Here is a 25467-nt window from a genome sequence, read left to right on the forward strand (position 1 = left end):
GGGCCGGGCACTGCGCGCGCCTTCGTCAGCGGCTCTCACTCGTGCCCTGTCCGGCTGCCGTGTTGGGCCAAGGCCACGACGCTGTCCGCGAAGGCGTCGTCCCGGTCCTCCGGGTCGGCGAGGGATCGCACCAACTCCTCCGCTCTGTCGGGGTCCTCCGGCGCCAGCAGAGGCGCGGCCAGTGCGATGAGGTGGTCGCGGCCCTCTCCGCGATGGTGCCGCAACAGCAACTCCAGGACGGCGGGGTTGTGCCGGTGCAGGGACGGGACGCTGGAGGACCAGAAGTTCGTCTCACCGGCCGCGGCGGTGGTCCGCAGGATCCGCCGGGCCATCTCCGTGTTCCTGGTCTCCGAACCGTCCGCGTAGGCGGTGGTGGTCAGGGCGATGAGGGCCTCCCCGATGGCCCTGCCCGTGGCACCGGTGCCGTCGTCGAGGTACTCGGCCTGGGCCAGCAGTTGCTCCGCCAGACCAGGATCGGTCGCGGCACAGGCTTTCGCCGCGGTCGCGAGGACGCTGCCCCAGGCATCCGCGTCGGCGGCGGCCGGCCGCCGGAGTCGTGGCTCGGTGCGCCGCACCAAGGCAGGATCGTGTGCGGCGGCCAGCTCGAAGACCTCGATCAGGGAGCGGATGTCCGCCGAACCGAAGTTCTTCCTGACCTTCGCCAGAACATGCAGGCACGCGCGTTCCAGGTAGCGGCCGACGAGGACGGTTCGCTGATCGGCCGCGGCGCGGGCGAGCCTGAGGTACGCGTAGGCCAGCCACTCGTCGCTCGTGATCAGGCCCGCGGAGCGCTCGGCCCGCAGCAGGTCGTGCCTGGCCACCCCCTCCACGAGCCAGGCCACGTGAGTGTCCGTGCCTGCCGTCCCGGTGGCGTGGTCGTCGACGAGTTGCCGCCACAGACGTGTGAAGCGCCCCTTCGGCTGCTGTGCCGGGAGCTGTGGGGGAGGTGTCCGACGCGGCCCGAGCACTGCCCGCTCGGCCGCGTCGAGCAGGGAGCGGGTCTCCGCGCTGTCCTCGTACGTTGCGTCGCAGAGCACACTCTTCCAGACGAGGGCGACTAGATGCGGTTCCTGGACATGGGCGACGATCTGAGCGACGCGACGCGCGACATATCCGTTCTCGGCCAGTTCCTCCGCCAGCCGCGACAACCGGAGCCAACGGCCGCGGTCGTCATCCGGCCCGGACAGCACGGCCTGCTCCACCATGTCCACGATCCGGGCTCCGAAGACGGGAGACACGCGCGTCGCCGAGGCGGCGGTCGCCCAGAGCCACGAGCCTCCTGGCGACTCCCGCGTCATGAGGAAACACAGCTCCCGCACCTTCGCCTCGATGCCCGGCAGGAGGAGCTGCGCCGACGAGGGTTCGCGGGCGGCCAGTGCGGCCGCGAGTTCCACGACGTCCGGGAGGTCTTCGCCGTCCATTACGGGCAGCTGCCGTGCCACCCGCTCGACCCAGGGGCCGGCCCTGTCGGGAGCCACCCGTGCGATCACCGCCGCGGCCTGCACCGTCCGGGCCGCGTCACCGTGCGGGCTCAGCAATGGCTCGGCCGCCGTGAGCAGCTGTCGGGCCCCGCCCGCGTCCGGCGCCTGCTCGGCCAGCTCCAGCAGCACCCAGCCGAGGTGCTCGTCCCCGACCTCCCGCAGCGTGAACCGGCGCGCGGCGTCGACGTCCTGGCGTGCGAGGGCGTCGGCGATCCAGAACATCGCACCTGCGCGCACCGCCGGATCCTCGACGCACCGGGCGAGCCGCACCGCACGGTCCAGCGGCGGGAGCAGCACCACGTCGCCGTCCCCGAGCCCACCGGCCCGCTGGGCCGAGGAGTCGTCGAGGACGGTTGCCGGGGGCGCACCCTCGGTGGGGCCGTGGCCGGTGGCCAGGGCGCGGATCCCGCGCAGCCGGCGGCCGACCTCGCCCGCGTCGGCCGGGCGCGACCGCGGATCGCGCTCCAGCAGGTGCGCCACCAAGTCTCCGACACCAACGGGCAGATCGGGGCGCAGGGTGTCCAGACGAGGGGCGTCCTCGGACATCTTCCGCGCGATGATCGCCCAGGCGTTCTGCCCCATGAACGGCGGTTGCCCGGTGAGCATCGCGTACAGCACCCCGCCCAGTGCGTACAGGTCTGCGCTCGGGCCGCCGCGCTCGCTGCCGAACTGCTCGGGCGCGGCGAACTGCGGGGTGCCCGCCGGGGCGAGCGCCGAGGAGTGGGCCAGTGAGAAGGTGGCCTGCAGGAAACCGGCGATTCCGAAGTCCACCACCTTCACCGTGTCCGAACCCGTGATCATCACGTTCTGCGGTTTGAGGTCGTAGTGGACGATGCCCGCGGCGTGCGCCGCGGACAGCGCGTCGCAGATCTGGGCCGCCAGTGACAGGGCCCGGCCCACATCGATCCGCCCGTCCCGGTCGATGAGGTGCGCGAGCGAGGCGCCCTCGACCTTCTCCATCACGAGGAAGAGCAGGTCGTCGTGCACGCCGCTGTCGAAGAAGGCGACCACGTTCGAGTGACTGATCTGCGCCCCGGCGACGGCCTCGCGCTCGAACCGCTGACGCAGTTGCGACTCCGCCGGGTCCCCGGGGGCCAGCAGCTTGACGGCGACCGCACGGTGCAGCCGCTGGTCCCAGCCGGCCCAGACCTCGCCCATCCCACCGCGCCCGAGCCGCTCCACCAGCTCGTAGCGGTCGGCCACCCGTACTCCACGCTCCACCACAGCTCCCGCAGTGATCCGTGCCGCTCCTCATGGCCCCCACGAGGTCACGACTCGTACCAGAACACCCCGTCGAGCCCCTCCTCCGCGATGGTGCGGGTCATGACGTTGCCGTCCAGGAAGTAGCGCCGGTGCGTGTCGGTGAGGAAGAAGTCGAAGGCGGCCTGGGCGGTCGTGGCGTTGCAGGCGAGGTCGCCGCGGATGCAGAAGCGGGCGACCGGGATGCCCGCGAACTCCTCGGGGCCCGGTCCCGCCGAGGTGAAGCCGAAGGTGCCCACGCCGCGCGGGACCTTGGCCCACATGCCGGTGCCGGGCTGCTTCGGGTCGGCGTACAGCATGCCGTTGACCAGGTCCTTCGGAATGCCGGTGGCGCCGGCGGCGATGGTCTGCAGTACCGCGTCGGCGGCCTGCGCGCCCTGGGAGTAGCCGACGATCGTGAGCCGCGCGGACGGGTCCTTGCGGTGGGTCTCCTCCGCGGCGGCCAGCAGGTTCCTGTACCCCTGCGCGACGCTGCTGTCGTAGCTCGGGGCGAACAGGTCCGGCTGGTTCCGGCCGTTGAGCCAGGGGCCGGCGGTGGCCGGGTAGCAGACGGGGACCGGTGTGCCGCCGTCCAGGTGCTGGTTGGCGTAGCCGTACGTCCTGGTGCAGCCGGGCGCGTCCGCCGCGGAGCCGGTGCCGCCGAGTTCGACGTAGTAGTGGTGCGGGGCCGCGTCGGCGTGGGCGACGGTGGGCGTGAGGGTGGCGGCCGCCGCCACCGCCGCCGTGAGGGCGGCGGTCCTGGCGCGGCGCGTGAGCCTGCTGGTCTTCAGCATTGGGTGTTCCCCCGGGAGCCGATGGCGTGCTGGTGATGGACGGGACGGTGTCCGACGGTAGGGAGCGGCGATGAAATCGCCATGACACGCGAGCCGGTGACGGTTCATCCGCGGCGGTGGGCCTCCGCGAGGTGGCTCTGCAGCCGGGCGTGGCGGAACTGGTAGACCGCGCCGGCCTGGCGCAGGACGCCGCGCCGGTAGGCGTCGTCGAGGAAGGCGGCGACGGCCCAGGGGAGGCGTCCGGTCAGCGGCAGCCAGAGGCGGGAGAGCAGGCACCACTGGCCCCAGGCGGTGAGGGTCAGGGTGTAGCCGAGGGCGCCGCCCAGACCGCTGATGGTGCCGAGCATGAGATCGGCCGTGGTGTCCGGTGGGAGCAGGCCCAGGTACCCCTGCAGCAGGTGGACCACCAACCCGGCCCCGAGCCCGACGGCCAGGCCGAACGCGGGTGCCCAGACCGCCAGTTGGGTGATCACCGTCGCCCGGTCGGCGTTCAGGACGCTGCGCGGGCTGACGGCGGAGACGATGTCGAGGGGGGTCTCCAGCAGGCCGAGGAGGCAGAAGGTGAGTCCGGCACCGCCGCCGAAGACCAGGCCGAAGACGATCGCGTCGACGAACCCGAGGTGCAGCGCGGACGGGAGCCCGGCCTGCCGGGCGAACGCGCGGATCAGGCCGACCGCGAAGCCGTAGGCCAAGCCGAAGAGCGCGCCGCCCAGGGTGCCGATCAGCAGCCGGGGACCGGCCGTCCACGTGGTGGTCCCCGTGCGGCCGTGGATCCGCAGGCGGACGGCGGACGGCGCCACGTCCTTGCCCGTGACCGTGTACGTCAGCCAGTGCACGAGCCCGAACAGGAAGCCGGAGAGGAGCCCGACGACCGTCCCGTCCACGAGGCTGCCGACGAGCGGGCTCCCGAACGCGGCGGCGACGACGCCGTCGACGAGTCCGATGACCAGCCCGGTCATCAGGGCGGTGACCAGGGTGCGGGTGGAGTCGCGCAGCCCGTTGCCGAGCCGCCACCAGGCCAGGTCGGGGGTCCTGAGTTCCGTCAGGTGGTGGGCGAGGTAGCCGAGCCATCGCCGGGCCCGGTCCGGGTCCCAGTCGTCCGGACCAGGCCGCGGCCGGGGCGGATAGACGGTGGGCAGGAAGTCGTCGAGCAGGTGCTCCTCCAGCTCCTCCGCGGTGGCGAACCGTTCGGTGTCGAGCAGGGCCACCGGATCGCGGCCCGGGGTGTCGCTGTAGACGGTGCGGGCGAGCGCGACCATCAGCGGAGTCGACAGGACCGTGGCGAGCGGGGCCGCCGTCCCCTCCGGTGACGGCTCGCGCAGTTTCTTCAGTACGGAGTCCCAGGCGCCCGCCGCCGGGTCCGAGCGGTCGGACTTGCGGGTGGTGCGGGGCAGGTAGTGGTCCAGGTCGTCGAGGGTCAGGTCGGTGAGTTCGATCGGCGCGGCGGCGGTCAGCACGTCGGTCTCCTCGACCGCGGCGGCGTACTCGGCGGGGCGGCTGGTGAGCACCAGCGGGAGCGTGGTGGCGTTGAGGGCCTCCAGCGCCGGGCGGCGCAGCCCGTCGGCCACCTCGTCGAAGCCGTCCAGCACCGGCAGTACGCGGCCGGAGTCGACCAGCGCGGCGGCCAGGCTCGCCCTGCCGGGTCCCCGGGCGGCCGTACCGGGGTGGTCGCGCGTCAGCCGCTCGGTCAGCCAGTCGCGCAGCGTGATGGCGGTGGGGTCCCAGGCGCCGATGCTGAAGATCACCGGGACGGGCTCCGCGGGCGTCCGCGACTTCAGGTGGTCGAGGACGAAGCGCAGGGTCAGGATCGTCTTCCCGGACCCGGACCTGCCGAGGACCACCAGCCGCCCGGAGGGGATGCTCCGGTAGGTGTCCGCGATGTCGTCCAGCCCGCCGCTCAGGTCCAGGGGATCGCTCGCGGCTCCCGGCGGGAGGCGGCGGATGTTGGCCCAGTGGTCGGTGAGTGTCCGGCAGGCGGCCTTCCAGCGGACCGGCAGCGGGAAGGGATCCTGGACCCGGCGCTGCTCCTCCTCCCGCAGCCAGCGCGCCGCCACCGCCTTCGCGAGTTGCTCGGCCGCGTCCGCGAGCGCCCTCTCCGTCGCCGAGGCGGGGTGCTGCGCGGCGGACGGCTCGGAGGCCGGTTCCTCCGGCCCCGGCCCACCGGGGGCGCCCGCGCCGCCGTCCGGGTGCCCCGGGACGGCGGCCCGCAGTAACTCCTCGCGGTCCGCGCGGTTCAGGGCGAGCGCGTCGGCCAGCTTCTGCACCGTGGTCATCCGCGGGTTGCCGCGCCTGCCGTTCTCCAGACCGCGGATGGTGCTCACACTGATCCCGGAACGCCGTTCCAGCTCCTCCTGGGTCAGCCCCGCCCTCTCGCGCAGTCGTCGCAGCACCGTGCCGAACTCACTGGCCACAAGTCACGGCCTTCCCCCAGAGTTGTCCGTGTTTTCGCAGGTGAGGACTCTAGCGCCGACACCGGTCACATATGACCGGTTCAATGCTCTGTCCACATTTCCTGCACGGCGGCCAGTCTCGGCGGCACCGACGAGACCGACCGGGGCGAGTGGATCGACCGGTCCCGAGAACGGGGAGCCGCCATGCCGACGACGACACCAGCCGGGGGCGATCCGGGCGTCACGGCCCTCACCGATGAGGAGCGCGAGGTGCTGTACGCGCTCGGCTGCGGCCTGGGGGACGCCGAGATCGCCGGCGCCCTGGCCCTGCCCGAGCACGCGGTGGCCGAGCGGCTCGGCCGCGTCCTGGCGAAGCTGGGGCTGCGGGACCGGGCCGCCGCGATCGTGCACGCCTTCGACTGCGGTCTGGTCGTGCCGGGACAGGGCCCGCGCGGGCAGGCACCGGGGCCGGGGACGACCGCCGGGCGGCGGACGGGCACCGCACCCGGCCCCTGGCTCCGGGTGTCGGTGCTCGGCCCCCTGCTCACCACGCTCGCGGGGCGGCCCGTGGACGTCGGCCCCGTGCGGCAGCAGGCCGTGCTGGCGGCGCTGGCGCTGAGCGCCGGCCGCTCCGTCAGCCGGCGGCGGCTGCTGGAGGACGTGTGGGGCAGGGAGATGCCGGACGGGAACGTCGTACCGGTCTACGTGTACCGGCTGCGCCGGCGCCTGCGGCTCGGGGAGTCCCCGGAGTCGGTGATCCGGCGCGACCGGTACGGATACGGGCTGGTCCCCGGTGTCGCCGAGGTGGACGTGCTGCGCATGGAGGACCTCGCCACCCGGTCGGCGGAGGCCGAACGCGCCGGCGACCTGTCCGAGGCCGTGCGGCTGTGCGGCCGGGCGCTGGACCTGTTCCGCGGTGAGCCGCTGGCCGGACTGCCCGGGCCGTTCGCCGAGGCGGAGCGTCTGCGGCTCACCCGGCGCCGGGTCGCCCTCGCGCAGCGGAAGGCGGACGGGCAGCTGAGGCTCGGCCGGCACGCCGAGGCGATCGCCGGGCTGTCCGCCCTGGCCCAGGAGGAGCCGCTGAACGAACCCGTCGCCGCGCTGCTGATGCACGCGCTGTGGCGCGGCGGCCGGCGGGCCGAGGCACTGGCCGTCTTCGACCGCGCCGGCCGGCGCCTCGCCGACGACCTGGGCGTGGGGCCGGGCGACGTGCTGGTGCGGGCGCGGCGGGCGGTCCTGCGCGGGGACGGCGCCGGCACCGGTCTCGTGCGGGCGCGTGCGGCGTGAACGCGGGAGCCGCCGGCGGACGCGACGAGGAACTGCTGCTGGCGCGGATCTCCGCGGCCGCCGGCCGGGCACGTCTCGGCAGGCGGCGCGTCACCTACCGGGCACCGCGCACCGCGCCCGGGGCCCGGTGGGCCGCCACCGCGGGCGCGTGGCTCCTGCCGCGGACCGGCGGCGGGCCGGCCGCGAGGGCGGGCGCACGGCTGGACCTCTACGAGTACGGGATGACGGCCGCCGTCGGCAAGCGGATCCATGTCGTTCGCTTCGACACCACGGTGGTGCGCCGCCGCTGGGTGCTGTCCGCGCGGGGCGTCACCCGCGCGCTGGTGCTCGTGGACGTCGACGGCGACCGGACGCTGCTGCGCTGCGGTGCCTTCGGCCGGCCGGCGCGGTGGTGGCCCGAGATCCGCCGGGCCGTCACCGACGCGCAGGCGCCGCGGGCCCTGGCCGCGCTGCGGCTGGGCGCACGGCTGGACTTCGGCCCCCTGTGGATCACCAGGGACGAAGTCGGCTCCGGCCGGACGGCCCTGCGGTGGGCGCAGGTCGAGCGGATCGAGAGCCGCAACGGCTCCGTCGTCGTCCGCGCCACCGGCCGCTGGCAGGTGTGGGCCACGGGCGCGTCCGGCATCCCGAACCTCTGCGTCTTCCAGGCCCTCGCCGAGCAGCTCGCCGGTGCCGAGCGTGACGAGGACTGACCTACGGCCGTCCCACACGGCCGCTTCACCGGCCGCTCCCGGCGTCCGAGGACCCGGCCGGCGGTCACCCGCGCGACCCACGAACCGAAGGAGACAGTCATGGCCGACAGCTACCGGTACCGGTGCGGCGAGTGCGGGCACCACACCGCCTGGGGGAGCGAATCGCAGGGGGAGGAGGCGATCGAGGCGCACTACGGCCGAAGCCACCCGCATGTCGTTCCCGGCGGGATGGTCGAGTTCCGCAAGGGGTCGTCCTCCGGCGGCTGCTCCGGGTGCCTGATCGCCCTGGGCGTCCTGGTGCTGCTCCTGATCCTCGCCTCGCGGCACTGACGGCACGGAGGGCACGGACGACGGCCGGCGACCCGGCACGTCGAGCACACACAGCGGACACGGCAGACACGGCAGACACAGGAGTACGGCGATGGAAGCGGAACTGGCGGCACTGGTGCACCTGGCCGCGTCGACGGTGGTCGGCGCGATGGCCACGGCCGGGTGGGAGAGCGCGCGGCGGGCGATGGGCGAGCTGTGGCGCCGGGTGCACCCCGAGCGGGCGGACACGGTGGTGGCCGAACTGGAGGAGGCGCGCGCCGACGTGCTCGCCGCCCGGGAGCGCGGGGACGAGCGGGCCGAGAGCGAACTCGTGGGCGAGTGGCAGACGCGGCTGCGCCGGCTGCTGGCCGCCGACCCGGAGTTGGTCCCCGAACTCCGGCGGATCGTCGACGAGTTGCGGCCCGTGGCCGAGCAGGCGGGACCGCCCGCCGGCGGTATCCGTCTGACCGCGAACGCGTCGGGGCGGTCGCGCGTCACCATGGCCGGCCGAGACGTCAACATCACCAAGGGGTGACCTCTTGGACTACGGAGGGTCCCCGGGCGGCACCGGGCAGGACGGCGCCGACGGTGGCGGGACGCACATCAGCGCACGAGCGGACGGCCGGTCCACGATCACGGTGGCCGGCCGGGACATCAACAGCATGTACTTCATCAGCGCCTCGTCGGCGGCGCTCGCCGCGCTCGTGGGCCTCGTGATCCTCCTCGGCATGTGGCAGCCGTGGCAGGAGACGGCCGGGTCCGGCACACGCGACCGCACGGGGACCGCCGCCGGACCGGAGCGCCCCGGCGGGTCCTCCACGACGACGGCGCCGAACCGGGAGCCGACGCCCGCCGCCGGGGACGACGAGGAGCCGGAGGACTCGGGGAGCCCGGAAGCCTCCCCCAGCCCCAGCCCCAGCGACTCCCCGACCCCGGACCCGCCGGATCCGGTCGACGTGGCGTTCGCGTCCGCCGGCGTCGGCACCTGCCTCAACGTGTACGACGCCGGCTGGGGCAGGCTGAACCGCGACCGGCCGGCCGCCGTCGACTGCGGTGCCGACTTCGCGTTCTCGAAAGTCACCACGGTGACGACTCTGGCCGCCAACTGCCCGAGCGGACCGGGCAGATGGGGCTGGGGTCACGTCAACCACGACGGGTCGTCCACCGCCCTCTGCCTGGACCGCGTGTTCGCCGCGGGGCAGTGCTTCCCCGCGAAACTGAGCAGACAGGCCGACGGGACGATCCGCGGCGAGGGACGGTTGTTCAGCGTCTGGGGCTGCGACCGGACGCAGGTGCCGAAGGGGCTCAACGCGATCATGGTGATCACGGCCGTGCTGAACGGCGGCGGCTGCCCCCAGCGCACCGACCGGCAGACCCTGTCGTGGCCGGTCTTCAGCGGCGCGGCCACCGTGTGCGCCGTGCAGAGGCCGAACTGACGGGCGCGCGGCCTGCGGCCGGTGTACGCCGCGGGGGCCGGCACCCGTCGGTGCCGGCCCCCGCGGTCCCTCACCGGTTCACCCCTTGCGGCGGCAGGCCAGCCACAGCAGAACGGCAGTGCCCCCCGCGATCAGCAGGGTGCGGTTGTCCCGCGCCCACCGCGCGCTGCGGGCGGTGCTCTGGCGTACCGGCTCGGGAGCCTTGTCCTGCCACAGCCGGCCCGCCTGCGCGGCCTTGGCGCGGGTCTGACCGGCCACCTGGGACGCCTTGTCCTTGAAAGGGTCGGGGAGCTTGTCCTGCGCCTGCTGCGCGATGCCGGCGGCCTTGTCCTTCAGCTGCGCGGCCTTGGTGGCGGCCTGTTCCCTGACCTCGGCGGCCTTCTCCTGGGCGCGAGCCCGGACATCGGTCTTCTCCGCCAGCGCCTGCACCGTGGCGCCGAGCTCGTGGCGGGTCTGCTCCACCTGCTCACGCAGCTCCTCGGGGCCGGCGGCGGTGGGCTCGTCGTGGGGCGGCTGGGTCATCGGTGCGCACTCTCCTTGATCTCGGCCACATCGGCCTTCACGTTGTCGATGGTCTGCTCCGGTGCGGGGGGCGCGGCCTCGGCGATCTGCTTCTTGCCGGTCAGCGCCATCACCGCGGCGATCGCACCGAGTACGGCGGTGACGATCAGGGCCGCGGCCCACACCGGAAGCGCCACGGCCAGGGCCGCGATGACGGTGGCGACCAGGGCCTGAAGCATCAGGAACCCGACCAGCCCGGCGCCGCCGAACAGGCCGCCGCCCTTGCCGTAGCGCTTGCCCTTCTCCTTCATCTCCGCCTGGGCCAGGCGGAGCTCGCCGCGCACCAGCTCGGTCAGCTGCTGCGAGGCACGCTGCACCAGTTGGCCCACCGGTTCGGAGCCCTGCGCCTGGGGGCCTGTCTCGTGACGAGGCTGCGTACTGGTCACGGCGATTCCCTTCCGGATTCTCTGTGCATGACATGCGGTCCTGACGTCGTGAGCGCGCGGGTACCCCGGTGCGGGCGGTTCAGGGGTCACCTAGCTCTTGGTTCCGGTCTGCCGGGGCGCGTCGGCCGGGTCGTCCCCCCGCATCGGCAGCCGCAGCGGGCGCCCCTCGCGATGCGCCCAGACGTCGCGGAGGACGACCTGGACCATCCCGGCGACGGGGATGGCCAGCAGGGCGCCGAGGATTCCGGCGACTTCGACGGCGAGGAGGATGGCCGGCAGCACGGTGAGCGGGTTGAGCTTCACCGTCCGGGACAGGATGACCGGTTGCAGGAGGTGATTCTCGACCTGCTGGTAGACGATGAAGAACACGACGGCGCCGATGCCGGCCGGCAGGGAGTGGATGAACGCCGCCAGGGAGGCCGCGACGGCCCCGAGCGTGGCCCCGACCAGCGGAATGAGGTCGGCGATGGCGACGAACAGGGCCAGCAGGGCCGCGAACGGTACCCCGGCGATCAGCAGCACGGCATAGGTCAGCGCGCCGCAGATGACGCTGATCAGCAGGTTTCCGGTGAGGTAGCCGTTCACGGTACGCGCGCACCCGGCACCCACGCGGCGGATACGGGCGGCCTGCGCCTCGTCCAGCCGCGACAGGGCGCCGTCGACGGCCTTGGGTCCCTCGAGGACCATCAGATACGCCAGGACGAAGATGGTGACGGCGCCCGCCAGGCTGGTGGCGGTGGAGCGGACGAACGCCCAGGCGGGGGTGCCCAACCCGGTGGCGAAGGAGCGGATCTGCCGCTGGTGCCGCTGGACGTAGCGCAGCTCGTCACCACCGCCTACCTCAAGGCCCCGCACCGCGAGCTCGACGAGGAGCGCACCACCGAGGGCGACCCGTACCACCCGCACACCCGCGCGGTGCCGGTCGAACCGGGGCGGATCGAGGAGTACGTGCTGCGCGTCTACCCGTTCGCGGCGACGTTCCTGCCGGGCCACAAGCTGGTCGTGGAGCTCTCCAACGACGAGCCCCTGGCCGACGAGCACAACGCCCTGCCGCCGCCGGACGCCTTCCACCTGCCGGTGGGCCGCCCCGTCACCCACAAGATCTACCGCGACGCCGCACACCCGTCCCGGCTGGTGCTGCCGTTCACGACGGCCGAGGGGGCGACCGCGACGGGACGTCACTGACCGTGTCCGCCTGCGTGTGCCGTGGCGACGCCGGGTCACTAGGCTCGTCCTCGTGTCCACCGTGCACGCGATGTCGGCCTCCCTGATCCCCGCCGGGATCACGGTCGCGACGCGCTACCTCGACCTCGCCGGGGTCTTCTCGTGCGCGCTGCTGGGCGGCGCCGTGGCCCGCACGGCCGGGCTGGACCTGTTCGGGTTCCTGGTGGTGGGCATCCTCTCCGGTCTGGGCGGAGGCATGATCAGGGACGTGCTGCTGCAGCACGGCACACCGGTCGCGCTGACCGACTACGCCTACCTGCCGACCGCCGTGGCCGGCGCCGTGGTGGTCTTCCTCATCAAGATCAGCGAGGCGTCCTGGACCCGGCTGTTCACCGCGCTCGACGCCGCCGTCCTCGGGTTCTGGGCGGTCACCGGGGTCAACAAGACGCTCGCCGTGGGGCTGGGATGGCTTCCGGCCGTCCTCCTGGGCACCGTGACCGCCGTCGGCGGCGGCGCCCTGCGCGACGTCGTCCTCGGCCGGATGCCGGCCGTCTTCGGCGGCAACGGCCTGTACGCCACCGTCGCCGTCGTGGTCGCCGGAGCGACGGTGGTGTGCGCGTACCTCGGCGTGCCGGCGATCGGCGTCGCCCTGGGCATCACCCTGGCCCTGGCCTTCCGGCTCACCGCCGTGCGGTTCGGCTGGAACCTGCCCACCAGCCTGGACTGGCAGCCCCGGCCGCCGATCCCCGCGACGCTGCGGCACGGCACCCGCACCACCGCCCGGAACGGGGAGGAAGAGCAGCCCCACCCGCGCAAGGAGACGCCGTGACCGACCGAAACCGCGCAGTGCTGTCCGGCCTCTCCGGGATCCGCTCCGGTCTCGAGGACCTCTACCGGGACCTGCACCGGCATCCCGAACTCGGCCTGCGGGAGCACCGCACGGCCAAGAAGGTGTCCGACGCGCTGCGGGACCTCGGGTACGAGGTCACCGACGGTATCGGCGGGACGGGCGTGACCGGCGTGCTGGCCAACGGCGACGGACCCACCGTCATGGCCCGCGCGGACATGGACGCCCTCCCGGTACGCGAGCGGACCGGCCTGCCGTACGCCTCCACCGCGACCCTGACCGGCCCGGACGGCACCGAGCAGCCGGTCATGCACGCCTGCGGGCACGACGTGCACGTGACCGCCCTGCTCGGCTGCGCCCGGCTGCTGGCCGAGGCCCAGGACGCCTGGCGCGGCACCTTCGTGGCGCTCTTCCAGCCCTCGGAGGAGAACGGCGACGGCGCCCGCGCCATGATCGACGACGGTCTGACGACCAGGGTGCCCCGGCCCGACGTGGTCCTCGCCCAGCACGTCCTGCCCTACCCGGCCGGCTACGTCGGCACCCGCCCGGGCCCCTTCCTGTCCGCCGCGGACAGCCTGCGCGTCACCGTCCACGGCCGAGGGGCGCACGGCTCCATGCCCCAGGCCGCGGTCGACCCCGTGGTGATGGCCGCCATGATCGTCGTACGGCTGCAGACCATCGTCTCCCGGGAACTCGCCGCCACCACCCCCGCCGTCGTCACCGTGGGCAGCATCCGCGCCGGCAGCGGCCCCAACGTCATTCCGGACAGCGCCGTCGTCGAGCTCAACGTCCGCACCTACGACACCGCCACGCGCACCCAGGTCCTGAAGGCGATCGAACGCATCGTCCGGGCCGAGTGCGAGGCGTCCGGATCGCCGGCGGAACCCGAGTTCGAGCGGACCGCCGCCTTCCCGCCCACCGTCAATGACGAGGAGGCGACCCGGCGCGTCGCCGAGGCGTTCGCCGCCCACTTCGGCGACGACGCGCACACCATCGACCTGCAGACCGCCAGCGAGGACATGAGTGAGATCCCCGCGGCGTTCGGCGTGCCCTTCACCTACTGGGGCATCGGGGGCATCGACCCCGGCCGGTACGCCGAGGCCGCGCGGAAGGGCACCGTCGCCCAGGACGTCCCGGTCAACCACAGCCCCGCCTTCGCCCCCGTCGTCCAGCCCACCCTGGACACCGGCGTCAGCGCCCTGACGGTGGCGGCGCTGGCCTGGCTGGGCGGCTGAGACCGAAAAAGGCCGGCGGCCGGACCCGATCCGCGGACCAGGGCCCGGCCGCCGGCCGGTGGCGTGGAGCGGGGGCCGTTCAGCCCAGTTCGGCTCCCTTGGCCGCGGCCTCCTTCTCCGTGTGGGACCGGCCGGTGGCGAGGGTGCCGCCCGAGCTCTCCAGGTGCGCCCGGACGAACCACTGGAACTGCTCCAGGTCGCGCAGTTGCCCGATGAGCAGGTCCTCGGTGGCGGGGTCGATGTCCCCGGCCTCCTTGACCGCGGCCCGGACACCCTCGATCACTCCGGTGTAGACCAGGTCGAGCGCGCCGAGATGGGCGATCGCGTCGGCCCGGCCGATGGAGTAGTCGTCCCAGGTGCGCTCGGCGACGAGCACTCCCGGGGTGCCCTGGGCGACACCGCCGAGTGCGGCGATGCGCTCGGCCACGTCGTCGGCCATCTCCCGGACCCGGTCCACCTGCGGGTCGATCATCTCGTGCACGGCGATGAAGTGCGGCCCGACCACGTTCCAGTGCACGTGCTTCAGGGTCAGATGGAGATCGTTGAGTGCGTGCAGGCGCAGCCGGAGCGTGCCGATCAGCCGGCCGGCCGCCTCGCGCTCGATGCCGGGGACCGTGTACTTCGGGGTCAGATCCTGCGTCATGGCTCACCTCGGTGTTGCCTCGGGGGGTAGCTGCACCCTCCCGGTTGCCCAGGTTCGGCCAGGTCAGACATGTCCGACGGACCCGCTGCGTGGGTCAGTCGCCGCCCAGGGCGTCGACCGCCTCCTGCACGCTGGGGTGCAGGACGAAGATCTGGTCGAGTCCCGCCACGCGGAAGAGCTGGGACATGGCGGGGCTGAGCCCGCCCACCGAGAAGGACGAGCCCATGGCCTGGGCGCGGTGGAAGGCCGTGATGATCACGGTGATGCCCGTGGAGTCGCAGTAGTCCAGTCCCGACAGGTCGGCGACGATTCCCGGGCCGCCGGGAGTGCGCAGCAGGTCCTCGACGGCCTGCCGCAGGTCGGGACCCGTGTAGTGGTCCAGCTCTCCGGCCAGGCGCAGCACCACGGGCCCCGCCGGGCTCGGATGCGTGCTGATGGCCAGAGCGCCGTCTGTCTCGTTCACCAGGTCTCCTGTGGGGCGAGTCGAAAAACGACCGGGGCGGCGGATCGTGTTCCGGCAGTCCTCGTGAGCGGGGCGCACGCCCTCTCCGACCCGCGCACCTGCCGTGCGCCACCCGCGCGGGTTTCCCCGCCCGCCGGGATTATCCTACGGGGTCGCGATTGCTCGCCTTGTCGAGCGGACGGCGTCCGCCGGCGTCGGGCGGCGGTTCGGGGGCAGACGGCAAAGGCACGCGGACGGCCGCGTGCGCGTTGGGCACGGGAGCGGCCTCGGGGCGGGCCGGCACGAGGAGACGGGTGTCGTGGTGGAGCGTAGGGACGAGTCCGGCCACCGGCCGACGGCGGCCGACGGCGACGTGTTCGCCGCCGACCGCGAGGTGGGTGCGGACCTCGCCGCGGTGGACTGGGCGGCCACCCCCCTCGGTCCGCCGCGGGACTGGCCGCAGAGCCTGCAGACGGCCGTCAGCATCCTGCTGTCCTCCCGGTTCCCCATGTGGATGGCCTGGGGCGAGCAGCTGACCTTCTTCTGCAACGCCGCGTACCGGCGTGACACGCTCGGCCGCAAGTACCCGTGGGCGCTGGGGCGTCCCGCGAACGTGGTGTGGGCGGAGGCCTGGGAGGACGCCGGCCCCCGCATAGAGACCGTGCTCGGTACGGGCGAGGCCACCTGGGACGAGGGGCTGCTGCTGTTCCTGGAGCGGGCCGGCTACCGGGAGGAGACCTACCACACCTTCTCCTACAGCCCGCTGCGCGACGACGCCGGTGACGTGGTGGGCATCCTGTGCGTGGTCAGCGAGGACACCGAGCGGGTGATCGGCGACCGGCGGATGGCCACGCTGCGGGACCTGGGTTCGGACCCGAGCGTGATCCGTACCGAGCGGGAGGTGCTGGCCTTCACCGACCGGCAGCTGGCCGGCAACCGGCGGGACCTGCCCTTCACCCTGACCTACCTGTTCGACGGCGACACCGCCCGGCTGGCCGGTGCGACCGGCATCACCGCGGACCATCCGGCCGCACCGGCCGTGCTCGCCGTCGACGACCCCGGCGCCGTGTGGCCCGCCGCCGCTCTGGCCCGCGGTGAGACGGCCCTGGTCCCGCTGGCCGGCGGTGTCTTCGCCGGCCTGCCCGCCGGCGACTGGCCCGAACCGCCCGTGCAGGCCCTCGTGGTCCCGCTGCCGCAGCAGGGGAGCGCCCCCTACGGCTTCCTGGTGGCCGCGCTCAACCGCTACCGCGTGCTGGACGGCGGCTACCGGGGGTTCGTCGAGCTGGCGGCGGGGCACATCGCCTCCGGCATCGGCAGGGCCCGGAGCTACCAGGCGCAGCAGCGGCGGGCCGAGGAACTGGCCGAACTGGACCGGGCCAAGACCACCTTCTTCTCCAACATCAGCCACGAGTTCCGGACCCCGCTGACCCTGATCATGGGGCCCGTCGAGGAACTGCGCACCCGGTTCCCCGACGGACGGGAGCCGGTGCGGCGGGAACTCGACCTCATCCACCGCAACGTGCTGCGCCTGGGCAAGCTGGTCAACACGCTGCTGGACTTCTCCCGCATCGAGGCCGGCCGCGTGCAGGCCCGCTACGAGCCGGTCGACCTGGCCGGGGTCACCGCGGAGCTGGCCAGCGTCTTCCGCTCGGCCGTGGAGCGGGCCGGACTCGCCTTCGAGGTGGACTGCCCGCCCCTGGACGAGCCGGTGTACGTCGACCGCGGCATGTGGGAGAAGGTCGTCCTCAACCTGCTGTCCAACGCGCTGAAGTTCACCTTCGACGGTGCGGTCCGCGTCGGCGTCCACCGGGCGGGCACGCACGCGGTGGTCACCGTCGCCGACACCGGGACCGGTGTGCCGGCGGCGGAGATGCCCCGGCTGTTCGAGCGGTTCCACCGCATCGAGAACGGCCGCGCCCGCTCCAACGAAGGCAGCGGCATCGGGCTGGCCCTGGTGCAGGAACTCGTCGCGCTGCACGGCGGCGCGATCACCGCCGAGAGCACCGAGGGCGAAGGCACCACCTTCACCATCCGGTTGCCGTTCGGGGCCGGTCACCTGCCTGCCGAGGCCGTGGCGCCCGAGGCGGGCCGCACCGCGGCTCACGCCGGCGCCGACCCCTACGTCCAGGAGGCCCTGCGCTGGCTGCCGGCCGGTGACACCGGCACCACCGCCGACGACACGGCGGTGCGGACCGGGGCGGGCGGCGGCGCGTCCGGCGCGGGAGCGGCCGCCGGCGCCCGGGTGCTGGTGGCCGACGACAACGCCGACATGCGCGAGTACCTCACGCGCATGCTGGCCGGGGCGGGATACGACGTCACGACCGTGAACGACGGTGTCGAAGCCCTCCACTCCGTCCGCCGCGACACCCCGGACCTCGTCGTCAGCGACGTGATGATGCCCCGCCTCGACGGACTGGAGCTGGTGGCCCGGCTGCGCGGTGACCCCCGTACGGCCTCGGTGCCCGTGCTGCTGCTGTCGGCGCGGGCCGGGCAGGAGGACTCGATCGAGGGCCTGCGGGCCGGCGCCGACGACTACCTGGTCAAGCCCTTCGCCGCCGCGGAACTGCTGGCCCGCGTGCGCGCGAACGTCGAACTGGCCCGGCTGCGCAGCCATCACGCACGCTGGCGGACCGCGCTCATCGACTCCCTCCAGGAGGCGTTCTTCGTCTGCGACGAGTCCGGGGCCGTCCTGGAGATCAACGCGGCCTTCACCGACATCCTCGGCTACGGCCCCGAGGACCTGCCGTACGCGCCGGTCCAGCCCTGGTGGCCGGACGCCGCCACCGACCCCGAGGCGCACCGCCGGGTCGGTGACGCCTTCGCCGACCTGCTGGTGCGGGGGCAGGGCTCGTACACCATCCCGGTCACCCACCGCGACGGCCATCGCCTGTGGGTGGCCGTCACCTACAACAAGGCCCAGGACCCCGACACCGGACGCGAGGTGACCGTCGGCACCTTCCGCGACGTCACCGCCGAGCACTACGCCGTCCAGCGCGAGACGGCGCTCGCCGCGCTGCACACGTCCCTGTCCCGGGCCGCCAGCCTGCCCGAGGCGCTGTCCGGTGCCCTGGCCGAGCTGAGCACCCTGTGGCGGGCGCGGAACGTGGTGGCCGCCCTCTTCACCCGCGGTGACGTGCCCGCCCTCACCACCACGGCACCGGACCTGCGGTGGGAGGACCTGCCCGCGCGGCGCCGGGAGGCGATCACCGGACTGCGCGACCGGGCACCGCTCACCCCGGTCGCCGAGGACAGCGGCGCCGGTGTCCTGCTGGAACACCCCGACGGCCCGCTGGCCGTGTGGATCGACCTGGGCGAGAACCGGCCGTTCACCTCCGAGGACCAGTTCCTGCTCTCGCTGCTCGCCGGGCACCTCGCGCAGGGCCTGGTCCGGGCGCACCAGATCGACCAGCAGCGGGAGACCGCCATCGCGCTGCAGCGCGCCATCCTGGGCCCGGCCCGCCTCCCCGAGGGCTTCGCCGTGCGTTACGAGCCCGCCACCCGCCCGCTGGAGGTGGGGGGCGACTGGTACGACACCGTCGCCCTGCCGGACGGGCGGATCGGCATCGTCGTGGGCGACTGCGTCGGACGGGGCCTGGAGGCGGCCAGCGTCATGGGGCAACTGCGCAGCGCCTGCCGCGCGCTGATGCTGCAGGACCCCGGCCCGGCCCGGACGCTGACGGCACTCGACCAGTTCGCCGCGAGCGTCCCCGGCGCGCTGTGCACCACCGTGTTCTGCGGTGTCCTCGACCCCGGCACCGGCGAGCTGACCTACTCCAGCGCCGGGCACCCGCCGGGCATCCTCGCGCATCCCGACGGCACCACCCGGCTGCTGGACGAGGGGCGCTCGCTCCCGCTGGCGGTACGGCCCGGCAGGGAGCGCCCGCAGGCCGCGTGCGTCCTGCCCGCGCGGTCGACGCTGCTGCTGTACACCGACGGGCTCGTCGAACGCCGCCGGCGCCCGCTCAGCGCCGGGATCGACGAGGCCGGCAACGCCGTGCAGGAGGGCCGCGACGCGCCCGTCGACGACCTCGCCACCCAGGTGATGACGCGGCTCGCCCCGGCCGGCGGCTACGACGACGACGTGGCGCTGCTGCTCTACCGCCACCCGGCGCCGCTGGAGATGTCCTTCCCGGCCGAGTCCGCCCAGCTCGCGGCGGTCCGCAAGGCGCTGCGCGGCTGGCTCGCCCAGTGCGATCTGCCGCCGGACACCGTGCAGAACATCCTCGTCGCCGCCGGGGAGGCGTGCGCCAACGCGATCGAGCACGGCCACCGGTACGCCCCGGGCGGCGGCGTGCGGCTGCGCGCCGAGGCCCTCGTGAACAGCCTGCGCCTGACGATCGCCGACAGCGGCCGGTGGAAGACCCCCCAGCCGGAGCTCAACACCCACCGCGGCCGGGGCGTGGCCCTCATGCGGGCCATGATGCAGCAGGTCACCATCACTCCCGGCCCCACCGGAACCACCGTCGACATGCAGATGAGGATCGCCCGATGACCACCCCGCTCACCCTCACCCCAGGCCGGCGCCCGGACGGCACCGCCCGGCTCACGGTCGGCGGCGAGATCGACATGAGCAACGCCGGCTCCCTGGCCGACGCCCTCGACGGTGGTTCGGGCCCCCTCCTCCTCGACCTGACGGCCGTGGAGTACCTCGACAGCGCCGGTCTGAGCGTGCTGTTCGCCCACGCCGACCGGCTGGAGATCATCGCCACGCCGCTGCTGGAGCCCGTCCTCACCGTCTCGGGCCTCGCCCAGCTGGCCATCGTCCGCGGCCTCGGCACCGACGGCGAGCGGCCGCCCGGCCCGGTGTGACACGGGGGGTTTCCGACATCCCCGGGGGTGCGCCGGTGCGCGCGGCCCGCCGGGATCGCTCAGGGCGCCGTCGGGGCGCCGAGGTGGGCCGGTACCGTCAGGTCCGCCGCCGTGGCGGCCCGGATCTCCTCGACGGTGACCCCCGGGGCGGTCTCGGCCAGGACGAAGCCGTCCGCGGTGACGTCGACGACCGCGAGGTCGGTGATCACCCGCTGGACGACGGCCCGGCCGGTGAGCGGCAGGGTGCACGAGGACACCAGTTTGGGGCTGCCGTCCTTGGCGGTGTGCTCCATGAGGACGACGACCCGGCCGGCGCCGTGCACGAGGTCCATGGCGCCGCCCATGCCCTTGACCATCTTGCCGGGGATCATCCAGTTGGCGAGGTCGCCGGCGGAGGAGACCTGCATGGCGCCCAGCACGGCGGTGTCGATGTGGCCGCCGCGGATCATCCCGAAGGACAGGGCGGAGTCGAAGAACGCGGCGCCGGGCAGCGTGGTGACGGTCTCCTTGCCGGCGTTGACGAGGTCGGCGTCGAGCTCGTCCTCGGTCGGGTAGGGGCCCACGCCCAGGATGCCGTTCTCGGACTGCAGGACCACCTCGACGCCGGGCGGCAGGTGGTTGGGGATCAGGGTGGGCAGACCGATGCCCAGGTTGACGTAGCTGCCGTCGGCGAGTTCGCGGGCGGCCCGGGCCGCCATCTGCTCACGGGTGTACGGCATGTCGGGCGCCGCCTTCCTGTCGAACGGTACGGCGCTCGATGCGCCGCTCGGCCGCGGGGTCGCCGGGGGTCACGCGCACCACGCGCTGCACGAAGACGCCGGGCAGGTGGACCTCGTCGGGGTCCAGCTCGCCGGGTTCGACGAGGTGGTCCACCTCGGCGACGGTGATCCGGCCCGCCATGGCGGCCAGCGGGTTGAAGTTGCGGGCGGAGGAGCGGAAGACGAGGTTCCCGTGCCGGTCGCCGATGGTCGCGCGGACCAGCGCGAAGTCGGTCGTGATGCCGTGTTCGAGCAGGTAAGGGCGTCCGTCGAACTCCCGGGTCTCCTTGGCGGGCGAGGCCACGGCGACCGAACCGTCGGCCGCGTGGCGCCAGGGCAGTCCGCCCTCGCCGACCTGGGTGCCGGTGCCCGCCGGGGTGTAGAAGGCGGGGATGCCGGCGCCCCCGGCCCGCAGCCGCTCGGCCAGGGTCCCCTGCGGCACGAGCTCGACCTCCAGCTCCCCGCTCAGGTACCGGCGGGCGAACTCCTTGTTCTCCCCGACGTACGAGCTCGTCATGCGGGAGATCTGCCCGGCGGCGAGCAGCAGCCCGAGGCCCCAGTCGTCGACGCCGCAGTTGTTCGAGACGATCCTCAGGCCGTCCACCCCGCGCTGCCGGAGGGCGTCGATCAGCGTGCCCGGTATGCCGCACAGCCCGAAGCCGCCGACCGCGAGCGAGGCCCCCTCGGGGATGTCGGCCACCGCCTCCGCCGCGCTCGCGACTGTCTTGTCCAGACCCATACGGTCCCTTCCCTCGGGCAGCCGGGATGACGTTGCTGGTCAGAGCCGGTGCCAGTACTACGGACGGGCAGCGAGCCTAGGCAGGCGGAACAGGCGCGACCATGGGTGCCGCCCACACATCAACCTCCGGGGAGATGGTGGTGACCACCTCCCCGGAGGGGCTGCGACGGCGAGGCGGTCAGCCGGTGCAGCCCGAGTCGGCGATCACGTAGTAGCCGGGCGAGGTCTGCTCGAGGGTGTGCGTGGTGAAGGTGTTCCACAGCCCCATGGCCTGCTGCGATCCCTGGGCGTAGGTGTAGCCGCCGCTCTGGTGGGCGCGCCCGGCGACCGTGTGGTCGTAGTTGCTCGCCGTGTCGCAGGTGGGGGTGAAGCCGGTGGTGGTCGCCGTCACCGCGGCCGAGGCGGCGCCCGCGGTACCCGAGGAGTCGACGGCGGCCACGGTGTACCGGTACGCCGTCCCGGTGGCCAGGCCGGTGTCGGTGTAGCCGGCCGACGCGGTGGTGCCGACCTTCGTGCCGCCCCGGAAGACCTGGTAGGAGGCCGCGCCGTCGACCGCGTTCCAGGTCAGGGAGGCGGTGGTGTCGGTGGTCCCGGTGACGGTCAGCCCCGTGGGGGCCGGCAGCGCGCCGGTGCCCGTACCGCCGCCGTCGAGTCCCCAGAACCGGGCGGTGTGGTAGCTGGAGCAGATGGTGTCGAGGTAGTAGGTGCCGGTGCTGCCGCACTGCTCGGTGCCGCTGCCGGGGTCGACCGCGAGCCCGTGGGCCATGCCGGAGATCGAGTAGACCTCGACCGCGGGCCGCCCGGAACCGTCGTCGTAGACGCTCAGGGTGGTGCCGCCGGTCAGGCTCTCCGTGCGGGAGGGGGTCTGGCCGATGCCCCACACGTTCGTCCACTGGTCGCGCAGCTCGGTGGCGTTGGCGGGTGCCACGGTGGTGTCGGAGGTGCCCTGCCAGATCGCCACGCGCGGCCACGAGGTGGTTCCGGCGGGGGCGGCGGAGCGCACCAGGTCGCCCCACTGGGCCGGGGTCCTGTCCGGCGGGCTGTACATGCACGTGTAGGCCGAGGCGGTGTCGTTCGCGCAGTACGCGGGCAGGCCGGAGTCGATGGAGCCGCCCGCGAAGACGTCGGGGTAGGCGGCGAGCATGTTCGCGGTCATGCCGGCGCCCGCCGACAGGCCGGTGATGTAGACCCGGCCGGTGTCGCTGCCGTACTGCGCGACGGCCTTGTCGACCATCTGCTTGATCGACAGGGCCTCGCCCTGGCCGCGCGTGGTGTCACCCGGCTGGAACCAGTTGAAGCAGGAGTTGCCGTTGTTCGCGCTGCTCGTCTGCGGGAAGACCAGCGCGAAGCCGTAGAGGTCGGCGAACTTCGGCCAGCCGGAGTGGTCGTAGTAGTCGCTCGCGCTCTGCGTGCAGCCGTGCAGGGCGATCACCAGGGGCCTGCCCGCGGACAGGCCGGCGGGCGCGTACTCGTACATGGAGAGGTTGCCGGGGTTCGTGCCGAACCCGGTGACCTGGGTCAGGCCCGCGGCGGACGCCTGCGGTCCGGCGGCGACCAGGCCGGCGGTCAGCGCCAGGGCGCCCGCCGCGGCGGTGACCCAGCGGCGGACGCCCCGGACGAGGCGACTTACCTCGGTGGAACGGTGTGGAGGGTAGGGCTGGCCCATGTCGGCTGCCTCCTGAGGTGGGGAACACGGGGGCGTGCATCATCTGCGTGTCCATGCCACCGACGGCATGGGTGGGGCCCCCAGGGTTCACAGGGGCGCTGTGTAGGGGCCATCCATGGCCGCGCCCGCCACCAGGCCGATGTCCCCGGAGCCCGGGGAGGCAAGCCCCTTCCCGGCCACGTCGGTCCCCTTCTCCCCGCTTCTCCCCGAGCGGTCCCCTATAGCGGTGGAAGCCACTACCCGACGTCGCTTTGTGGTGGTCGTCCACATGGGAGGAGTCCGGCGTGCTCCCTACTGTTTCCGGCCATGACGAACACATTTCCCGCCCCGGCCTCCCTGCCGCCGCCCACCACCGCCGTCGACCTGAGCGGTCGTACGGCGCTGGTGACCGGCGGCGGCAGCGGCATCGGCCGGGCCTGCGCGTTCGCCCTGGCGCAGGCCGGGGCGTTCGTGCACGTGGTCGACCGGGACGCCGACGCCGCCAAGGCCGTCGCGGAGGTCACCGGCGGCGAGGCGCACGTCGTCGACCTCGCGGACCCGGGCGCCGTCGACCTCCTCCCGGCCGGGACCGACATCCTGGTCAACAACGCCGGACTGCAGCACGTGGCCCCGATCCCCGAGTTCCCGCCGGAGCGCTTCGAGCTGATCCAGAAGGTCATGGTCACGGCGCCGTTCCTGCTGATGCGCCGGGCCCTGCCGCACATGTACGCGCGCGACTGGGGCCGGATCGTCAACGTCTCCAGCGTCCACGGCCTGCGGGCCAGCGCCTACAAGTCGGCCTACGTCGCCGCCAAGCACGCCCTGGAGGGGCTGAGCAAGGTCGCCGCGATCGAGGGCGCCCCCCACGGTGTCACCAGCAACTGCGTCAATCCCGGATACGTCCGCACCCCGCTCGTCGAGGGCCAGATCCGGGACCAGGCCGCCGCGCACGGCATCGGCGAGGACGACGTGCTCGCCGACGTCCTGCTGGCCCGCTCGCCGGTCAAGCGGCTTCTGGAGTCCGAGGAGGTGGCCGCCGCCGTGCTCTGGCTGTGCGGTCCGCACTCCGGCTACCTCACCGGAGCGTCCCTGCCGCTCGACGGCGGCTGGACCGCCGGCTGACCCCCGGCCGCGCCGTCCCGTTCCACCCCCGTCCCCCGTACTCCGTTCGAAACCCGGTGAACCCATGTCCGACACCACCACGCCGAGAGGCGGCATCGCCCGCATCGTGGCCGCGAGCCTGATCGGCACCACCATCGAGTGGTACGACTTCTTCCTCTACGGCTCGGCCGCCGCCCTGGTGTTCAACACCCAGTTCTTCCCCACCGCCGACCCGCTGGTGGGCACGCTGATCGCCTTCATCACGTACGCCATCGGGTTCGTGGCCCGGCCGCTGGGCGGTGTCGTCTTCGGCCACTTCGGCGACAAGATCGGCCGCAAGAGGCTGCTCGTCGTCAGCCTGCTCATGATGGGCGGCGCCACCTTCGCCATGGGCCTGCTGCCCACCTACGGGAGCATCGGCGTCGGGGCGCCGATCCTGCTGACCGTGCTGCGCCTGGTCCAGGGCTTCGCGCTCGGCGGCGAATGGGGCGGGGCCGTGCTCATCGTCTCCGAGCACGGCGGGGCCGAGCACCGCGGCTTCTGGGCGTCCTGGCCGCAGGCCGGCGCCCCGGGCGGAAACCTTCTGGCCACCGGCGTGCTGGCGCTGCTCGCCGCCGTCCAGTCCGACGCCGCCTTCCTGTCCTGGGGCTGGCGCGTGCCCTTCCTGCTCTCCGGTGTCCTGGTGATGATCGGGCTGTGGATCCGGATCTCCGTCACCGAGTCCCCGGTGTTCCTGGCCGCGCAGGCCAAGGCCGAGGCCGAGGCCGCCGAGGGCGCCAAGGAGACCGCCCCCGTCGTCCAGGTGTTCCGCCGCAGCCGGCGCGAGGTCCTGTCGGCCATCGGCACCCGGTTCGGCGAGAACATCTCGTACTACATCCTCACCTCCTTCATCCTGGTGTACGTCACCGTCCACCTGGGACTGCCGAAGAGCACGGCGCTGAACGCGGTCCTGATCGGCTCCGCCGTCCACTTCGTCACCATCCCGCTGTGGGGCGCCCTGTCCGACCGCATCGGCCGCCGGCCGGTGACCCTGATCGGCTCGGTGGGCATGGCCGCCTGGGCGTTCGCCTTCTTCGGCATCGTCGACTCGAAGTCGTCCGCCGAGATCACCCTCGCGGTCATCGCCGGACTGCTGCTGCACGGCGCCATGTACGGGCCGCAGGCCGCCTTCATCTCCGAGATGTTCGACACCCGGGTCCGCTACTCCGGCGCCTCCATGGGAGCCCAGCTCGCCTCCATCGTCGCCGGCGCCCTCGCCCCGATCATCGCCGTCGACCTGCTCAAGAACTACGGCTCCGCCACCCCCGTCAGCGTCTACCTGTGCGCGGCGGCCGTGGTCACCACCCTCACCGTCGCCGTCACCCGGGAGACCCGGGGCCGCGACCTGACCCGCGCCGAGACCGAGGACACCGCGGACCCGGCGCCCGCCGTCACCGCGGGCGACCCGGCGTAGCCTCACGTCCCACGCGAGCCACCCGGTCCGCCCCGGCGACAGCAGGACGCCGGCGG

At 73.6% G+C, this 25467-nt stretch carries 23 protein-coding genes; 12 read left to right on the forward strand and 11 right to left on the reverse strand.

The window, feature by feature from the left end:
- Positions 1 to 35: 35 nt before the first annotated feature.
- The 3 genes from AQJ66_RS00165 to AQJ66_RS00175 all read right to left on the reverse strand — a co-directional run bounded on the left by AQJ66_RS00165 (position 36) and on the right by AQJ66_RS00175 (position 5925).
- The gene (locus tag AQJ66_RS00165) at positions 36 to 2702 is read right to left on the reverse strand and encodes a serine/threonine-protein kinase (RefSeq protein ID WP_159052512.1); all 2667 of its coding nucleotides are present in this window, start codon (positions 2700 to 2702) and stop codon (positions 36 to 38) included.
- Between the two features lie 47 nt (positions 2703 to 2749).
- On the reverse strand, positions 2750 to 3514 hold the full coding sequence (locus AQJ66_RS00170) for a cutinase family protein (protein WP_061914500.1): 765 nt from the start codon (positions 3512 to 3514) through the stop codon (positions 2750 to 2752).
- A 104-nt stretch (positions 3515 to 3618) separates the two neighbouring features.
- On the reverse strand, positions 3619 to 5925 hold the full coding sequence (locus tag AQJ66_RS00175) for a helix-turn-helix domain-containing protein (protein WP_061914503.1): 2307 nt from the start codon (positions 5923 to 5925) through the stop codon (positions 3619 to 3621).
- Positions 5926 to 6108: 183 nt separating this feature from the next.
- On the opposite strand from AQJ66_RS00175, the gene AQJ66_RS00180 reads away from it, so the two are divergent.
- The 5 genes from AQJ66_RS00180 (at position 6109) to AQJ66_RS00200 (ending at position 9628) form a co-directional block, all read left to right on the forward strand.
- A complete protein-coding gene (locus AQJ66_RS00180) occupies positions 6109 to 7191 on the forward strand; it encodes an AfsR/SARP family transcriptional regulator (RefSeq protein WP_061914506.1) in 1083 nt (360 codons plus the stop codon).
- Positions 7188 to 7883 (forward strand): DUF6585 family protein, encoded by a 696-nt coding sequence (locus AQJ66_RS00185; protein ID WP_061914509.1) that lies wholly within the window; start codon positions 7188 to 7190, stop codon positions 7881 to 7883. Before AQJ66_RS00180 ends, AQJ66_RS00185 begins: the two co-directional genes overlap by 4 nt.
- Positions 7884 to 7982: 99 nt before the next feature.
- Complete coding sequence (locus tag AQJ66_RS00190) at positions 7983 to 8213, forward strand: hypothetical protein (protein ID WP_061914512.1); 231 nt, start codon at positions 7983 to 7985, stop codon at positions 8211 to 8213.
- A 91-nt stretch (positions 8214 to 8304) separates the two neighbouring features.
- Positions 8305 to 8727 carry a hypothetical protein gene (locus AQJ66_RS00195; RefSeq protein ID WP_061914515.1) on the forward strand — a complete coding sequence of 141 codons (423 nt, stop codon included), beginning with the start codon at positions 8305 to 8307 and terminating at the stop codon, positions 8725 to 8727.
- 4 nt (positions 8728 to 8731) lie between these two features.
- Positions 8732 to 9628: a hypothetical protein gene (locus AQJ66_RS00200; protein ID WP_061914517.1), complete on the forward strand. Its 897-nt coding sequence runs from the start codon at positions 8732 to 8734 to the stop codon at positions 9626 to 9628.
- 78 nt (positions 9629 to 9706) lie between these two features.
- Here the strand turns inward: AQJ66_RS00200 and AQJ66_RS00205 are convergent, their stop codons facing one another.
- From AQJ66_RS00205 to AQJ66_RS00215, 3 genes are all read right to left on the reverse strand, one after another.
- Complete coding sequence (locus tag AQJ66_RS00205) at positions 9707 to 10150, reverse strand: DUF3618 domain-containing protein (protein ID WP_061914520.1); 444 nt, start codon at positions 10148 to 10150, stop codon at positions 9707 to 9709.
- On the reverse strand, positions 10147 to 10575 hold the full coding sequence (locus tag AQJ66_RS00210) for a phage holin family protein (RefSeq protein WP_244162697.1): 429 nt from the start codon (positions 10573 to 10575) through the stop codon (positions 10147 to 10149). Before AQJ66_RS00210 ends, AQJ66_RS00205 begins: the two co-directional genes overlap by 4 nt.
- 90 nt (positions 10576 to 10665) lie before the next feature.
- Complete coding sequence (locus tag AQJ66_RS00215; RefSeq protein WP_244162698.1) at positions 10666 to 11346, reverse strand: AI-2E family transporter; 681 nt, start codon at positions 11344 to 11346, stop codon at positions 10666 to 10668.
- A 30-nt stretch (positions 11347 to 11376) separates the two neighbouring features.
- On the opposite strand from AQJ66_RS00215, the gene AQJ66_RS39615 reads away from it, so the two are divergent.
- From AQJ66_RS39615 to AQJ66_RS00230, 3 genes are read left to right on the forward strand one after another with little or no spacing between them, the layout of a single operon-like run.
- On the forward strand, positions 11377 to 11760 hold the full coding sequence (locus AQJ66_RS39615; RefSeq protein WP_244162699.1) for a CocE/NonD family hydrolase C-terminal non-catalytic domain-containing protein: 384 nt from the start codon (positions 11377 to 11379) through the stop codon (positions 11758 to 11760).
- Positions 11761 to 11812: 52 nt separating this feature from the next.
- Positions 11813 to 12568 (forward strand): trimeric intracellular cation channel family protein, encoded by a 756-nt coding sequence (locus AQJ66_RS00225; RefSeq protein ID WP_244162700.1) that lies wholly within the window; start codon positions 11813 to 11815, stop codon positions 12566 to 12568.
- Positions 12565 to 13821 (forward strand): M20 family metallopeptidase, encoded by a 1257-nt coding sequence (locus AQJ66_RS00230; RefSeq protein ID WP_061914529.1) that lies wholly within the window; start codon positions 12565 to 12567, stop codon positions 13819 to 13821. The genes AQJ66_RS00225 and AQJ66_RS00230 overlap by 4 nt, the downstream gene beginning before the upstream one ends.
- 79 nt (positions 13822 to 13900) lie before the next feature.
- Here AQJ66_RS00230 and AQJ66_RS00235 read toward each other — a convergent pair whose 3' ends face one another.
- Positions 13901 to 14464: a Dps family protein gene (locus tag AQJ66_RS00235; RefSeq protein ID WP_061914532.1), complete on the reverse strand. Its 564-nt coding sequence runs from the start codon at positions 14462 to 14464 to the stop codon at positions 13901 to 13903.
- A gap of 94 nt (positions 14465 to 14558) precedes the next feature.
- Complete coding sequence (locus AQJ66_RS00240) at positions 14559 to 14927, reverse strand: STAS domain-containing protein (protein WP_063803990.1); 369 nt, start codon at positions 14925 to 14927, stop codon at positions 14559 to 14561.
- A gap of 487 nt (positions 14928 to 15414) precedes the next feature.
- Here AQJ66_RS00240 and AQJ66_RS00245 point away from each other — a divergent pair, with 487 nt between their 5' ends.
- Positions 15415 to 19398, forward strand: coding sequence for a SpoIIE family protein phosphatase (locus tag AQJ66_RS00245; protein WP_425264257.1), 3984 nt, complete (start codon positions 15415 to 15417; stop codon positions 19396 to 19398).
- Positions 19395 to 19715: an STAS domain-containing protein gene (locus AQJ66_RS00250; RefSeq protein ID WP_061914535.1), complete on the forward strand. Its 321-nt coding sequence runs from the start codon at positions 19395 to 19397 to the stop codon at positions 19713 to 19715. The genes AQJ66_RS00245 and AQJ66_RS00250 overlap by 4 nt, the downstream gene beginning before the upstream one ends.
- Before the next feature lie 59 nt (positions 19716 to 19774).
- Here the strand turns inward: AQJ66_RS00250 and AQJ66_RS00255 are convergent, their stop codons facing one another.
- From AQJ66_RS00255 to AQJ66_RS00265, 3 genes are all read right to left on the reverse strand, one after another.
- Positions 19775 to 20434: a CoA transferase subunit B gene (locus AQJ66_RS00255; RefSeq protein ID WP_061914538.1), complete on the reverse strand. Its 660-nt coding sequence runs from the start codon at positions 20432 to 20434 to the stop codon at positions 19775 to 19777.
- Positions 20418 to 21212 carry a CoA transferase subunit A gene (locus AQJ66_RS00260; protein WP_061914541.1) on the reverse strand — a complete coding sequence of 265 codons (795 nt, stop codon included), beginning with the start codon at positions 21210 to 21212 and terminating at the stop codon, positions 20418 to 20420. Before AQJ66_RS00260 ends, AQJ66_RS00255 begins: the two co-directional genes overlap by 17 nt.
- A 178-nt stretch (positions 21213 to 21390) precedes the next feature.
- Positions 21391 to 22878 carry an extracellular catalytic domain type 1 short-chain-length polyhydroxyalkanoate depolymerase gene (locus tag AQJ66_RS00265; protein WP_079059994.1) on the reverse strand — a complete coding sequence of 496 codons (1488 nt, stop codon included), beginning with the start codon at positions 22876 to 22878 and terminating at the stop codon, positions 21391 to 21393.
- 306 nt (positions 22879 to 23184) lie between these two features.
- On the opposite strand from AQJ66_RS00265, the gene AQJ66_RS00270 reads away from it, so the two are divergent.
- Positions 23185 to 23979 carry a 3-hydroxybutyrate dehydrogenase gene (locus AQJ66_RS00270; RefSeq protein ID WP_061914544.1) on the forward strand — a complete coding sequence of 265 codons (795 nt, stop codon included), beginning with the start codon at positions 23185 to 23187 and terminating at the stop codon, positions 23977 to 23979.
- Positions 23980 to 24043: 64 nt separating this feature from the next.
- Positions 24044 to 25411 (forward strand): MFS transporter, encoded by a 1368-nt coding sequence (locus tag AQJ66_RS00275; protein ID WP_061914546.1) that lies wholly within the window; start codon positions 24044 to 24046, stop codon positions 25409 to 25411.
- The last annotated feature ends 56 nt before the right edge of the window (positions 25412 to 25467 follow it).

The organism is Streptomyces bungoensis, assembly GCF_001514215.1.
GTDB classification, from domain to species: domain Bacteria; phylum Actinomycetota; class Actinomycetes; order Streptomycetales; family Streptomycetaceae; genus Streptomyces; species Streptomyces bungoensis.